Origin of the sequence: Oceanimonas sp. MB9, from assembly GCF_011319775.1 — a bacterium.
Lineage (GTDB): Bacteria > Pseudomonadota > Gammaproteobacteria > Enterobacterales > Aeromonadaceae > Oceanimonas > Oceanimonas doudoroffii.
The window spans coordinates 540,426-553,352 of record NZ_VFBE01000009.1; the positions used below are offsets into that span (position 1 = coordinate 540,426).

Below are 12,927 nucleotides of genomic sequence, written 5' to 3' on the forward strand. Positions count from 1 at the left end.
AGGAAGCGGCTCAATCGATATAATTTTATCGATTTCGGTGAGTTTTGGTAATGAATGAGGGCGCCTGCGCGCCCTTGCCGATTACAGGTTAAGGTATTTCAGGCACCAGAAGGTGACCATACCAAGACACAGCGGCCAGAACACGCCGCGAAAGCGCCAGGCCAGGACGGCGGTGACCAGGGCAGCAGCCAGTGCCGGCAGGTTGGCCATGATGTCAGGTGATTTATTCTGCTGCACGATGGCCGGAATCGACAGTGCCGCCAGCACGGCGGGGGCAAGCAGGTGCAGGGCCTTCTTGTAGCTGTCCAGCCGTATCATGCCCTTGCCGTGCAATTGAATAAACGACAGGCGAATCAGAAAGGTGCCAATACCAACCGCAATAAAAATGGCCCACAGGGTGATTTCACTCATCGAAGGCGCTCCGTTTTCGCACAAACAGGTTGCCGGCCATCAGGCCCAGGGCGGTACCGCCGATAATGGCGGCAATAAAGCCCAGGTTATAGGGCAGCCGGCTCAGGCCGATCGCCAGCATGGCCGAGCAGATTGCCGTGATCAGTGCAGCCCGGTCACGAATATTGGCCACCAGCATGGCGAGAAAGGCGAGGGGAATGGCGAACTCCAGTGACCACTCCGCCGGTATTTGCTCTCCCACCAGCAGGCCAAGGCCAACCGACCCGACCCAGCTCACCCACAAGGCCAGGGCGGCGCCGATATAGTAATAGAGCTTTTCACGGCCATTATCCTGGGGGGAAAAGCGCGAGGCGCACAGGCCATAGGCCTGATCGCTCAGCAGGTAGGCCAGCGGCCATTTATGGCGCGTTTTCATGTCGTGCAGCAGGGGGGCAAAGGCCGCACTGTAGATAAGAAAACGTATGTTCACCATCAGGGCGGTAAACACGATGATCGCGGGCAGGGCCTGATCCTGAATGAGCTGATAGGCGGCAAGCTGGGCCGAGCCGGCAAAAAACAGCAGGGTCATGCCCAGGGTCAGCTCGGGGCTAAAGCCCAGGCTGGTGCCATTGGCTCCGGCGATCAGGCCAAAAGGGAGCACGCCGGGCACCATGGGCAGCAGCTCCTTGATGCCGGCAAAAAAATAAAATCGGTTGCCGGGACTCTCCGGTCCGGTGGACGCCATGGTCATTGCTCCTGTTTAGCCGCCATTCCCCCAAAAAGACGAGGCTAGGGGGCAAGGGGAATGGAGTCAATCGATATAATCTTATTAATTTGAATAAGTTTTGGTTATGAATATGATGCGCCCGGGTTCCCCGGTCGTTATTTCAGTTTCGGGGAACACCGGTCTTATCTAATTGCCTGCCGTTAATCGCAGTATTTTTTATATCTGAGTGAAGGCACCTTAAAAAGGCAGGGGCAATTTGGCGGTCCGGCCGCCGTCAATCACCATGATTTGGCCGGTAATAAAGATCGCGGCTTCAGAAGCCAGAAATACCACGGCGCCGCCAATGTCGTCCGGCTCGCCGGTGCGCCCGACCGGGTGCATGGCGTTCAGTGCCCGCCTCGCCTCGGCCGGATTTGGCTGGGCATTGATATAGCCATGGCTCAGCTCGGAGTTGATCCAGCCCGGTGCGATGGCATTGCAGCGAATGCCGTCCTTGCCCAGGTCAACCGCCAGGGCCCGGGTAAAACCGTGAACGCCGGCCTTGGAGCCACAATAGGCGGCATGGCAGGGGTTGGCACCAATGCCTTCAATGGAGCCGATATTGATGATGCTGCCGCCGCCACGGCGACGCATCTGGGGCAACAGTGCCTTGGTGAGAAACACGGGAGCGCGCATGTTGACGGCCATCATGCGATCCCAGTCATCCTCGAGCAGGTCGTCGAGGTGGCGTTCAAACATGAAGCCGGCGTTGTTGACCAGAATATCGGCGCCGCCAAAGCGGGCTTCCACCGCCTGGGCGATGGCCGAGGGGGCTTCGCGTGCGGCAAGATCGGCTTTCAGCCAGGCGACATTCGGATTGCCACCGAGCTCGTCGTCGAGGGGCTGACGCTGGGCAATCAGCACGCGAGCACCGGCGGCCAGCAGCTTGTTGGTAATGCCGCGGCCGATGCCTCGACCACCGCCGGTCACGACGGCGACCTTGTTGTCTAGTGTCATCATTTGTTCCCCCTTAACCTGATACCGGCTTGGCGCCGGTCACTTCCACACATTCGCCGGCGATATAGCGGGCCTGATCCGACGCCAGAAAGGCAATGACATCGGCTATATCCTCCGGCTCGGCGATGCGACCCAGGGGCACTGTCTTGTTCAGCGCTTCAACGGCCTTGTCCGGATCCAGGCCACGGCGTTCAAAGCCGCTGCGAATCATGGGCGTGTTGATTTCATGAGGGCAAACGGCATTCACTCGAATGCCCAGCGGTGCGCAGTCTCGGCCAAGGTTGCGGGTCAGCGCCGCCACGGCGCCCTTGCTGGTGCAATAGGCGACATGGGCTGGCCCCGGGTAGGTTCCCCATACCGAGGAGGTATTGACGATGGCTCCGCCACCCCGTTGCTTCATATGGGGAATGGCGGCCCGGCAGAGAAAGAAAACGGCGTTGAGATTCACGTCCATGGCTGTGAACCACATGTCGTCACTGGTTTCTTCTATGGTGCCTCGGGGAATGATACCGGCATTGTTAAGCAGAATATCGACGCCACCAAAACGCTCGGCTGCGCGGGCGATCACGGCTTCGCAATGGGCTTTTTCACGCAGGTTACCGGCCAGGTATTCGGCCTCGGCGCCAAGCTGGCGCGCTTCGTCGGCGGCGGCCTGACAACCGGACTCGTTGATATCGGTAATCATCAGGCGTGCCCCTTCGCGGGCGAACAGCCTGACCAGGGTATGACCGACGCCGCCGGCACCACCGGTGATCACAACGACTTGGTGATTGAATCGCATATTTCGGTTACCTCGATAAGGGTTGGCTCGAATCGATGGTCGGCGATTCCCATTGTTTGAACAAACGAGTTTTCGGGCCCTTTCAATTAACCTTTGGTTAATTGAAAGGGCCGTGAATTATCATGAAACCCTGTGGCAGAATGAGTTGTTGTTAATCGAGGAATGGATGTGACTCAGGGAATGAAAAGCACCAGACTGCAACTTCCGCCGCTGAATGCCGTGCGCACCTTTGAAGCGGCCGCCCGCCACCGCAGTTTCAAGGCGGCGGCCGATGAGCTTTGCGTGACTCAGGCGGCGGTGAGCCGCCAGGTGCAGGCGCTGGAGTCCTGGTATGGTTTCAAGCTGTTTATTCGAGGCAATCGCTCCGTGGAGCTGAGCGAGGAAGGCCAGGCGTTACAGCAGGCGGCATCCTTTGCCCTGCATCACCTGGCCACGGCGTCACGGGATCTGCTCCGTAGCCACAGCCAGGGGTATCTCTCCCTGGTAACGACCACGGCCTTTGCCCAGTTGTGGTTCATGCCCAGATTCAAAGCCCTGAATCACCAATATCCGGATCTGCAATTGCACCTGATCAGTGGGGAAGGCAACCCCAGCTACCGCGAAGGGTTTGACGCTGCCGTCATGCTGGGCCTCGAGGAGCATTCGCAGTATGTGGCCGAGTACCTGTTCTCCGAGGAGATCTTTCCGGTTTGCACTCCCGGTTTTCTTGAGCAGCACCCCGCCATCACCACCCTGGATGGCTTGCTGAATGTGCCCCTGCTTAACCTCAGTGCCACGCACTGGAAAGCGCCCTTGTGGGCCCCGGTCGACTGGAGCTCCTGGTTGGCGCCGTTTGGCATTGAAATGGCCAGTCAGCGCAAGGAAATGAATTTCAGCCACTTTTCCATGTTGCTGGACGCCGTGCATCAGGAGGTGGGGGTGGGTCTGGCCTGGCGGCACCTGGTGCAGCAGCAGCTGGACGATGGCCGCCTGGTGAGGCCGGTGGCAGAAAGCTATGATGCGCGGGAGCGAAAACACTATTTTGTGTGTCGTCGTGAGCGCGCTAGTTCACCGGAAATGCAGGTGTTGCGAAGCTGGATACTGGAGCAGACACAGCCGCTGAGGGCAACGCTCAAGTGACGTATCGGGGCCGCCCACAAGGCGGCCCCGGCAGGTTGCGTCAGCTCGTCAGCACCTGGTCAAGCAGGGCACTGCAACTGTCGGCCTGAGGCAGGCCATCCACCTCCGCCATGATGGCGTCAAGGCGTGCTCGGTTGAAGTTGACCGAGGCCAGCTGGGTGAATTTGGTCATGAGCTCATCCTGAGTCATGGCGCTTTGTGGATCTCCCTTGGCGGCCGTGGTGGGGCTGTCAAACTGGCGGCCGTCCTTCAGCCGTATGCTGACTCGCGACAGGATTTCCCGAGGAAACCGCGCCGACAGATCGTCCGCTTCCACAATGTCGATGCGACGGCTGACCGCCAGGATGTCGGCGGCGTGAATGGCATCCCCGGTCACTTCGTTCGGCCCCACCTGGCCCCGGGTGAGCAAAGCCGCGAGGGGAAAGGCCAGGCCATACTGGGCCTCATCGGCGTTGGCCGGCACATGACCCTGCAACCGCATGGACTCGTGAAAGGTCTGCACTTCCACCCGCTCGATGGCCTCGGGTTGAATGGCCGGGTGCTCGGCCAGCAGGGCGGTGGCGGCGGTGAGGGCGGGCTGGGCCCAGCGGCACACCGGCCAGGGCTTGAAATACTGGGCGTCGATTTCCCAGCGGCTTCCCAGATCCTGCCAACAGTGTCGCACCCGCTCCAGCTCGATGGTCTCCGCCGGGGCACCGGTGATGCCCGCTTGGGCCATCAGCAAGGCGTTCAGTCCGGCATGGGCGCCGGCGCCATGGGCATCCCGCAGCATGGACGGGTAATCCACCAGTCGCATCATGGGGCAGCGAGGGCCGAAATATTCGGCAATGCCCAGGGCATGGCGAAACTGCGTTTCACTCAGGCCCAGCAGGCGGGCGCCGCCGCATACCACGCCAACGCCGGAAAAGGCGCCGGATGCATGATATTCACTGGCGGTGTCCATCAGTGCCACCCCGGCACGCAGGCCGGTTTCATAGGCGATGGTCAGCGCCGCGAGAAACTCGGCGCCGCTGACGGTGCGGCCCTGATCGCGGCAGGCGTCCGCCAGGGCCAGCAGGGCCGGCACCACGGTGGCACCGGCATGACCCTTGGAGGTGAAATGGCCTTCGTGGGCATCCAGGCTGTCGATGGTGAAACCGCCAAACCAGGCCGCCCCCAGCGGATGCACTGGCCGGCCGTCAAACAGCAACCGGCTGGCCAGCGGCCCGGGCGGGTAGTGGCTGAGGGCATAGTCTTTGACACAGCCGGAGGTGTGATTGTGCCGGGCACCGGCGGCCACCCCCAGAATGTCCAGCAACGCCGTGCTGACCAGATAGCGGGTATGCTCGGGCACATCCGCCAGCGTCATGTCCTGTACAAACCGATATAGCGACATCAGGGCACTCCTTGTATGAGTTGGAGTAAAAAAGGTGCCCGAATGCGGGCACCTGCTCCCAGTGACGGGATAAGACAACGACTGTGATTCGGTACGGCGTGGATCAGTTGGCGACGGCGCGAGCGTGCTCCAGCCAGCCGTCAAAGGTGCTGCGGTTGGCGGCAATCCATTCCTGGGCGTGGCGCTTGATGTCCTCAATCGACTTCTCGCCGTCCTGCATTTTCAGGTTTTGGGCACTTTCATCGGCGGCGGAAATTTGCACGCGTGACAGAAAGGCCTGGGCGACCGGGTTGTCTTCGGCAAAGTCCTTGTTCATCACCGCCATGACCCGGTCGATGGCAAAGCCCAGGTTCTTGCCCTCGTGCATGGTGTTCACCCCTTCTTCACCACCGGGCAGGCTGGTAAAGGGCACTTCCAGCCACTCCACGTCCTTGCCTTCCACCAGCACGCCGGCAATCCACTGGGGCACCCAGGTGAAATAGAGAATGGGCTGACCGGCCTGGTAGCGGGCAATGGTGTCGGCCATCAGTGCGAAGTAGGAGCCCTGGTTGTTATTGACGTACTCTTCCAGACCATAGGCTTCCATATGATGGTTGATCACCAGTTCACAGCCCCAGCCCGGGTTGCAGCCGGTCAGATCGGCCTTGCCGTCGCCATTGGCATCGAACAGTTTGGCGATGTCCGGGTTTTTCAGATCCGCGAGGGAGCGAATGTTGTAAGTGTCGGCGGTTTTCTTGTCGATAAGGTACCCCTGCAGCACACCGGGAATAATACTGCCGGCCTGCACCATGGTGTCGTCGCCGCCGGCCTTCTGGTAGAAGCTGTCGTGCAGCACCTCCCAGGGATGAACACTGAAGTCGGCGTCACCGTAAGACAGGGCCAGCATCATGGCCGGATATTCGGTTTCCTTGGGTTTTTCCACTTCGTAGCCGAGCGCTTCCAGGCCGGCGATGGCGATTTCACCCCGAAACCGTTCTTCGGCGATGCTCGGGAAGATGGGGGTCACCGAGACACCCTTGCCCGGCTGGCTTTCCGCCTGAACGGCGCCGCCAAAAGACAGGGTGAGCAGGGCGCCGGCGGTCAGTGTTTTCCGTGACAGTTGCTTGATGGCTGATTGCATTTTCATACTCCTTATGAGCTGAGACGAGGCCGATGTGACCGGTTCAGGTATTGCTTTCAGTAGGGCGGGCGGCAGGCTTTTGCCGGCGAACCAGGCGCAGGCACAAGCCAACGGGGCCGGTTTCATACCAGCGCTGGGTGTTGCTGCTTTCGGCATGTTTGCCCATGGCCTGGGTCAGGCGGTCGAGGAAGATGGCCAGCAGCACCAGGCCCACCCCCCCCACGGTGGCCAGGCCCATGTCGAGGCGACCGATGCCGCGCAGCACCATCTGGCCAAGGCCACCCACCGAGATCATGGAGGCGATCACCACCATCGACAGCGACAGCATCAGGGTCTGGTTCAGGCCGGCCATGATGGTGGGCGTGGCCAGGGGCAGTTGAATGCGAAACAGCATCTGGCGGGGTGTACAGCCAAAGGCGCGACCGGCTTCCACCTTGTCGGCCGGCACCTGGCGAATGCCCAGGTTGGTGAGGCGCACCAGCGGCGGCAGGGCGAAGACAATGGTCACCAGCACGCCGGGCACGTTGCCGATGCCAAACAGCATGACCACGGGCACCAGATACACAAAGGCGGGCAGGGTCTGCATGGCGTCCAGCACCGGGCGAATGAAGCGTTCAATGCGGTCACTGCGTGAACACAGAATGCCCAGGGGAATGCCGAGCAGCACGCAGAAGAACACCGAGGTCAGCACCAGTGACAGCGTGGTCATCGACTCCGACCAGACGCCGATAAGTCCCAGGCAAAACAGGGTGACGGCACAGAACACGCCCATTTTCCTGCCCGCCAGCTGCCAGCCGAGCAGGGAAGAGAGCACAATGCCAATGAGGGGCGGAATGGATTGCAGCACATATTCAATGCCGTTGAGCACCTGATCGATGGGCCAGCGAATGGTGCGGAACAGGCCGCGAAAGTTCTGTACCAGGTAGTTGAGGATACTCTCGACCCATTCGCCGAGGGGAACATTCAGGTATTGGAACGGGTCCAGCAGGGTGAATTCTGACATGGGTTTTCTCCTTCCTTGTGAGCGTGGCGGCGGTTTCAGATCAGCGATGGCTCAGGGTCTGCAACAGCTGGCTGCGGGATATGGTGCCGTGGAATCGGCCGTTTCTGTCGATAACGGGCATCGGGTAGGGGGTGGTGGCCACGATATCCAGCACCTCATGCAGGGGAGTATCGGTATAGATGCCGGGCTGCTGGTCGATACGTGATGCCAGCAGGGTCTGCACATCCGGGGTTTTGCCGGCATGGTCCTGCGTGGCGATAACGCCGCGAAAGCCACCCTGCTCGTCCACCAGGTAACCAAAGGGCGAGTCGGCACTGGCGGCAAAGGGCGGCACCTTGCCATTGACCCGAATCTGTCTGTCCGGATGCGGCGTTGCAATGTCGCCGGCCTTGAGCACCTTGGACACGTCGACGCCCTTGAAAAAGGTTTCCACGTAATCGTTGGCGGGGTGGGTGAGGATCTCTTTGGGCGTGCCGATTTGAATGACCCGGCCGCCTTCCATAATGGCGATGCGATCGCCGATGCGAATGGCCTCTTCCAGATCGTGGGAAATAAAGATAATGGTGCGTTCCTGCTCGCGCTGCAGGCGAATGAGCTCTCCCTGCATTTCATGGCGGATCAGCGGATCCAGGGCGGAAAAGGCCTCGTCCATCAGCAAAATGGCAGGGTCGTTGGCCAGGGCTCGGGCCAGGCCCACCCGCTGCTGCATGCCGCCCGAGAGCTGGTGCGGATAGCTGGCGCCATGCTCGGCCAGGCCGACCTGGGCCAGGGCATCGCTGGCCCGGGCATGACGCTCCTGCTCGCTCACCCCGGAAACCGACAGGCCAAAAGCCGCGTTTTCCAGCACCGTCATATGGGGCATCAGCGCAAAGGACTGAAACACCATGCTCATGTCCCGGCGTCTCACCTGCAGCAGATCGGCATCCGACAGGCCGGTGATATTGCGGCCGTTGAGGCGAATGGTGCCGGCCGAGGGCTCGATCAGGCGGTTGAGCAGGCGCACCATGGTGGACTTGCCCGATCCGGAGAGGCCCATGATGACGAAAATTTCGCCCTTGTTGACCGAGAAGCTGGCGTCCACCACGCCCACGGCCTGACCGGTTTTTTCAAATATTTCGTCCTTTGCCGCGCCTGCCTTGAGCATTTGCATGGCAGTGTCGGGCTTGTCGCCAAATATCTTGTAGATATTGCTGACCGAGAGGATTTCTTGTGATTCCTTCCTTGTAACCATGGCAGTGATCTTCCTTTCTGACCGTTAAACTTCCTGCGCTGACAGGTCATTAAACGTGTGAGTGTTGAATACCAGAATTCATGCTGTCATTTACGTACTGAATGAGTGTGGGTTAACAATTTATTTACCGTTGACCAATTTATGGCCTGGTGATGAAAGCGTCCAACTATATTTGGTTGGTGAAAAACATAACCTGAAGTTATTGTTTTTTTGGTGCATGTATGCGCGAAAGTGGTGCGAATATTGAGTGTCATAAAGCTGGTGGTCACAAGACTAAATACCTGTGGTTATCACGGGTGCGAAGTGAAGAAAGACGAATAAAACAAGGTAGGAGAAACAGGGGGTATTTATTGGCGAACGGCCGAAGTGAAATACATGCCCTGATAAAGGGCATTTACGGTTAACCGGAATCGGTGACGTCCGTTAAAACGTCACCGATTTGGTGTTAGCGGGTATTGCCGAGTTTCTTTTTCATGGTATCGCAGTACCAGTCAACGAACTGGCAAACACCGTTTTCGGCAATGTCGGAGTAGGGGCCCGGAATATAGGAGGGCGACCCCGTTCCCTGAAAGGTTTCTTCCACCAGCTGGCGATCCTGATCATTGGTGGCCAGCCACACCTTGGTCAGGTTATCCAGATCGTAGTCGACCCCTTCCTGAGCGTCCTTGTGCACCAGCCACTTGGTGGTTACCAGGGTTTCACCTGGGCCCAGAGGAAGAATGCGGAAGCTCAGGGCATGGTCTCCCAGGAAGTGGTTCCAGGTGGAAGGGTAATTGAAATACAACAGGGCGCCGATGTTCTGTTCGTCGGTCTTGTCCAGCCGGCCTTTGACCGCGGGCTGGCCATTCATGGTATAGCTGACCGCGTTCTTGAACAGCGGAATACGTGTCATGCGGTACTGGCCATCGGGATCCATCAGCAGGCGGCTGGGCAGGCCCGCCGCCTCACAGCGATCCCAAAAGGCGACCAGCTCGGGATCGTCGTTGCCGCCCACACCGGCGACCGACATGTTTTCAAGGAAGGAGTTGAGCAGCTCGGGGTGGCAGCCTTCGCAGTGATAGCACTCCCGGTTGTTCTCAAACACCAGCTTCCAGTTGCCTTTTTCAATCAGGTTTGATTCAAAGGCTACCTTGCAGTCTTCCAGGTTATGAGGAGCGATAAAGGGAGACACATCCCGGCGAAAGGCGGCGAAGTCCGGCGCCTGGTCGGCCACGCAGACGTAGATGTAGCTGTTGACCAGCTCACAGTGCACCGGCATCAGGCCGTGATCGTCGGGGTTGAACTGATCGCCCATATTGGCGGCAAAGCGGAGCTTGCCGTCCAGATCATAGGTCCAGCGGTGATAGGGACAAACCAGTTTGGCCACCTTGCCCTTGGCCTCGGTGCACAGACGTGAGCCCCGGTGACGGCAGCTGTTGTGAAATGCCCGCACCTCACCGCCGTTGTCACGCACCACCACCACGGGATAGTTGCCAATTTTCAGGGTCAGGTAATTGCCCGCCTTCGGAATCTCAAAGGTATGGCCCGCAAAGATCCATTCCTTGTGCCAGATTTGTTCCAGATCCTGCTGGAATACATCCGCATCGTGGTAGAGCGCTCGACTGAGGCTGTGACGTGGCTTGCGCTGCTCGACGAGATCCAGGGTTTTTTGCTGATTTGTCATCATCTTGACTTCCATTGGGACCTAACTCCTTGTTAGTGTGCGGCGGCACCCGTTATTGCATGACTACACTTGTGAAGCGGGCCCCTGGGTGTAGACTGCGGTGCTCGGACGGCGGCCATATTGTGTCACCTGAGAGGGAGCAGTGAGCGGTATTTCCCGCACTTTCATCAGGGATGCCTAGTGTTCAAATGGAATTTACAAGTGGCTTACAATCGGGTAAAGCGACTTTTAATCAGGGCAATTAACAACAAAATATTATGGTTAAGCTTGTAGAACCGGACAAAATACTGGTCAGAATGCCGTCGCTGACGGCGGTCAGATCCTTTGTGGCAGCGGCCAAGCACCTGAGTTTTACGCGGGCGGCGGAAGCGCTCTGCGTGACCCAGGCGGCGATCAGCCGCCAGATCCGTGAACTGGAAACCCACCTGGGGGTGGAGCTGTTCAAGCGAACCGGCCGCACCGTGGAGCTGACGGAAGCCGGCACCATTCTTTATGATGCGGCCTATCTGTCTTTCGTGAACATTGCCCAGGCCGCCGAGCGCATTCAAAGCACCCAAAGCGGCAAATCGGCCCTTACCATCTGTTGTTCACCGGCCTTTTCCGGGCTGTGGCTGTCACGGCGCCTGCCCGACTTTTTTGCCGGCAACCCGGACATCGACATCAATGTGGTGACCACAGGCAACTTCCTGCAGATGGAGCCCGGTGTACGCCCGGATCTCTTTATCAACAAGGTGTCCGATCCGCGGGATGGCTATCATTCCATTCCGCTGTTTCATGATCTGATCTACCCGGTCTGCACCCCGGCCTATTTACAAAACAACCCGGCCATTGCCACCCTGGAAGGTCTGCGAGAGACCGTATTGCTCAATCTGAGCCCCTACGGCAGGGCCCAGGTGGCGGAGCACGTGGACTGGAATGTGTGGTTTTCCTTTTTCAATATCAACCTGGAAAAGCGCTCCCCCGGCGACAAGCACCTGTTCAATGCCAACGACTACAATATGTTGATCCAGATGGTGCTGAATCACCAGGGCGTGTCCCTGGGCTGGCATCACCTGGTGGCGCCATTGGTGGAAGAAGGGCTGCTGGTGCGGCCGGTGGAGCAGGAGGTCATCTTTCGGGAAAAGTGCCACTTCCTGACCTACCTCGAAAGCCGCGCCGACAACGACATATTGTGCCGTTTTCGCGACTGGCTGCTCGGCTGCATGAATGATGAGCGGATCTCGCTGACTGCCGGTGGCGAAGAACAAGTAAAGTGATGACAAACAATAACCCATGGTTATTGTTTGTGTTTAAAAAATATTATTCGTCCTGAGGGCGCCTTTGTTATATGCATGGTTTCGGTCCCGGGTTTTAATGACAATAGAACACCACCGTTAATAAATCATTCCTGAAGCCTGCCTTATGCAGGCTTTTTTGTTTTTCGGTTTTCGTTTTATTTCCGGTGGCGTATTCCTGATAACACCAGGTTATGTTTACTGCTGAATAAAAGTATGTTGTGGCTGAAGAATGGTCGTGGTTAATATTTTGTTACCCAGGAAATCTACCCCGTTCGCATATTAATACGATAGCCGGGCGGGAACTTTTCAAAACCATTCATAGGGATATAGGTGAAACCCATGCGATTTGAAGGAATATATACCCCGGTCATTACTCCCTTTGCCGAAGACAACAGCATTGATTATGCGGCATTTGGCGCCCTGATTGACACCCTTATCGAGGCCGGTGTCCACGGCATTATCGTGGGCGGCACCACGGGTGAATATTACGTGGAATCCTTTGCCGAGCGCAGCCAGCTGTTGCAGGTGGCCGTGGAGCGCAGCGCCGGCCGGGTGCCGGTGATCTTTGGTACCGGCTCCATCAACCCCGAAGAGTCCATCGGCCTGGCCAAGGCGGCGGTGGAGCAGGGCGCCGATGCCATTCTGGTGGCCACTCCGCCCTATTCCCTGCCCACCGAACGGGAGCTGGCCGAGCATGTGCTGGCCGTGGACAAGGCCGCCAACCTGCCAATTATGCTGTACAACTACCCGGCGCGCATGGGCGTGAACATGGGTGAGGAGTTTTTCGAGCGGGTGAGCGGCTCGGCCAACATCTGCGCCATCAAGGAAAGCTCCGGCGACATCAATCGCCTGCACCTGCTGGCCAATGCGGATTCCAACATTCAGCTGTCTTGCGGCATGGACGATCAGGCCCTGGAATTCTTTGCCTGGGGTGCGAAAAGCTGGGTGTGCGCCGGCTCCAACTTCCTGCCCGAGGAGCACGTGGCCCTCTACAACGCCTGTGTGGTGGAAGGGGACTTTGACAAGGGCCGCCGCATCATGGCTGCCATGATGCCGCTGATGAGCGTGCTGGAACAGGGTGGCAAGTTCATTCAGTGTGTCAAGCACGGCGTGACCCTGTCGGGCCAGTTTGCCGGCGCGACCCGCAAGCCCCTGCTGGGCCTGGAAGAGGACGAGAAGCAGCAGCTGCAACAGGTTATCGGCACCCTGAAGGCGACCATCGCCGGCATCGAGAAGGGAGAATAA

12 protein-coding genes are annotated in these 12,927 nt (G+C 58.6%); 3 read left to right on the forward strand and 9 right to left on the reverse strand.

Going from position 1 to position 12,927, the window contains the following annotated elements; genetic code table 11:
• Positions 1 to 81: 81 nt before the first annotated feature.
• The 4 genes from OJHNALOF_RS13880 to OJHNALOF_RS13895 form a co-directional block, all read right to left on the reverse strand.
• On the reverse strand, positions 82 to 411 hold the full coding sequence (locus tag OJHNALOF_RS13880; protein WP_165662383.1) for an AzlD domain-containing protein: 330 nt from the start codon (positions 409 to 411) through the stop codon (positions 82 to 84).
• Positions 404 to 1,135, reverse strand: coding sequence for an AzlC family ABC transporter permease (locus OJHNALOF_RS13885; protein ID WP_165662384.1), 732 nt, complete (start codon positions 1,133 to 1,135; stop codon positions 404 to 406). The genes OJHNALOF_RS13880 and OJHNALOF_RS13885 overlap by 8 nt, the downstream gene beginning before the upstream one ends.
• A gap of 219 nt (positions 1,136 to 1,354) precedes the next feature.
• Entirely contained in the window at positions 1,355 to 2,116 is a 762-nt protein-coding gene (locus tag OJHNALOF_RS13890; protein WP_206063715.1) for an SDR family NAD(P)-dependent oxidoreductase, read from the reverse strand.
• Between the two features lie 10 nt (positions 2,117 to 2,126).
• Positions 2,127 to 2,894 (reverse strand): SDR family NAD(P)-dependent oxidoreductase, encoded by a 768-nt coding sequence (locus OJHNALOF_RS13895; RefSeq protein WP_165662385.1) that lies wholly within the window; start codon positions 2,892 to 2,894, stop codon positions 2,127 to 2,129.
• 180 nt (positions 2,895 to 3,074) lie between these two features.
• On the opposite strand from OJHNALOF_RS13895, the gene OJHNALOF_RS13900 reads away from it, so the two are divergent.
• On the forward strand, positions 3,075 to 4,013 hold the full coding sequence (locus OJHNALOF_RS13900) for a LysR substrate-binding domain-containing protein (RefSeq protein WP_165662386.1): 939 nt from the start codon (positions 3,075 to 3,077) through the stop codon (positions 4,011 to 4,013).
• 40 nt (positions 4,014 to 4,053) lie between these two features.
• On the opposite strand, the gene OJHNALOF_RS13905 is transcribed toward OJHNALOF_RS13900, so the two are convergent.
• The 5 genes from OJHNALOF_RS13905 to OJHNALOF_RS13925 form a co-directional block, all read right to left on the reverse strand.
• A complete protein-coding gene (locus OJHNALOF_RS13905; protein WP_165662387.1) occupies positions 4,054 to 5,388 on the reverse strand; it encodes an MmgE/PrpD family protein in 1,335 nt (444 codons plus the stop codon).
• A gap of 103 nt (positions 5,389 to 5,491) precedes the next feature.
• Positions 5,492 to 6,508, reverse strand: a complete 1,017-nt coding sequence (gene proX / locus OJHNALOF_RS13910) for a glycine betaine/L-proline ABC transporter substrate-binding protein ProX (protein WP_165662388.1) — start codon at positions 6,506 to 6,508, stop codon at positions 5,492 to 5,494.
• Positions 6,509 to 6,551: 43 nt separating this feature from the next.
• Entirely contained in the window at positions 6,552 to 7,511 is a 960-nt protein-coding gene (gene proW, locus OJHNALOF_RS13915) for a glycine betaine/L-proline ABC transporter permease ProW (RefSeq protein WP_165662389.1), read from the reverse strand.
• Positions 7,512 to 7,551: 40 nt separating this feature from the next.
• Positions 7,552 to 8,742, reverse strand: a complete 1,191-nt coding sequence (gene proV / locus OJHNALOF_RS13920; protein WP_165662390.1) for a glycine betaine/L-proline ABC transporter ATP-binding protein ProV — start codon at positions 8,740 to 8,742, stop codon at positions 7,552 to 7,554.
• Positions 8,743 to 9,187: 445 nt separating this feature from the next.
• The gene (locus tag OJHNALOF_RS13925) at positions 9,188 to 10,408 is read right to left on the reverse strand and encodes an aromatic ring-hydroxylating dioxygenase subunit alpha (protein ID WP_206063716.1); all 1,221 of its coding nucleotides are present in this window, start codon (positions 10,406 to 10,408) and stop codon (positions 9,188 to 9,190) included.
• 254 nt (positions 10,409 to 10,662) lie between these two features.
• Between OJHNALOF_RS13925 and OJHNALOF_RS13930 the strand changes: the two genes are divergently transcribed.
• Together OJHNALOF_RS13930 and dapA are read left to right on the forward strand one after the other, a co-directional pair.
• The gene (locus OJHNALOF_RS13930) at positions 10,663 to 11,661 is read left to right on the forward strand and encodes a LysR family transcriptional regulator (protein WP_165662391.1); all 999 of its coding nucleotides are present in this window, start codon (positions 10,663 to 10,665) and stop codon (positions 11,659 to 11,661) included.
• Between the two features lie 360 nt (positions 11,662 to 12,021).
• Entirely contained in the window at positions 12,022 to 12,927 is a 906-nt protein-coding gene (gene dapA / locus OJHNALOF_RS13935; RefSeq protein ID WP_165662392.1) for a 4-hydroxy-tetrahydrodipicolinate synthase, read from the forward strand.

Excerpts from the sequence above, each read along its gene's own strand:
- OJHNALOF_RS13880 (WP_165662383.1), bottom strand. The coding sequence starts at position 411 with ATGAGTGAAATCACCCTGTGGGCCATTTTTATTGCGGTTGGTATTGGC.
- OJHNALOF_RS13885 (WP_165662384.1), bottom strand. The coding sequence starts at position 1,135 with ATGGCGTCCACCGGACCGGAGAGTCCCGGCAACCGATTTTATTTTTTT.
- OJHNALOF_RS13890 (WP_206063715.1), bottom strand. The coding sequence starts at position 2,116 with ATGATGACACTAGACAACAAGGTCGCCGTCGTGACCGGCGGTGGTCGA.
- OJHNALOF_RS13895 (WP_165662385.1), bottom strand. The coding sequence starts at position 2,894 with ATGCGATTCAATCACCAAGTCGTTGTGATCACCGGTGGTGCCGGCGGC.
- OJHNALOF_RS13900 (WP_165662386.1), top strand. The coding sequence starts at position 3,075 with ATGAAAAGCACCAGACTGCAACTTCCGCCGCTGAATGCCGTGCGCACC.
- OJHNALOF_RS13905 (WP_165662387.1), bottom strand. The coding sequence starts at position 5,388 with ATGTCGCTATATCGGTTTGTACAGGACATGACGCTGGCGGATGTGCCC.
- proX (WP_165662388.1), bottom strand. The coding sequence starts at position 6,508 with ATGCAATCAGCCATCAAGCAACTGTCACGGAAAACACTGACCGCCGGC.
- proW (WP_165662389.1), bottom strand. The coding sequence starts at position 7,511 with ATGTCAGAATTCACCCTGCTGGACCCGTTCCAATACCTGAATGTTCCC.
- proV (WP_165662390.1), bottom strand. The coding sequence starts at position 8,742 with ATGGTTACAAGGAAGGAATCACAAGAAATCCTCTCGGTCAGCAATATC.
- OJHNALOF_RS13925 (WP_206063716.1), bottom strand. The coding sequence starts at position 10,408 with ATGATGACAAATCAGCAAAAAACCCTGGATCTCGTCGAGCAGCGCAAG.
- OJHNALOF_RS13930 (WP_165662391.1), top strand. The coding sequence starts at position 10,663 with ATGGTTAAGCTTGTAGAACCGGACAAAATACTGGTCAGAATGCCGTCG.
- dapA (WP_165662392.1), top strand. The coding sequence starts at position 12,022 with ATGCGATTTGAAGGAATATATACCCCGGTCATTACTCCCTTTGCCGAA.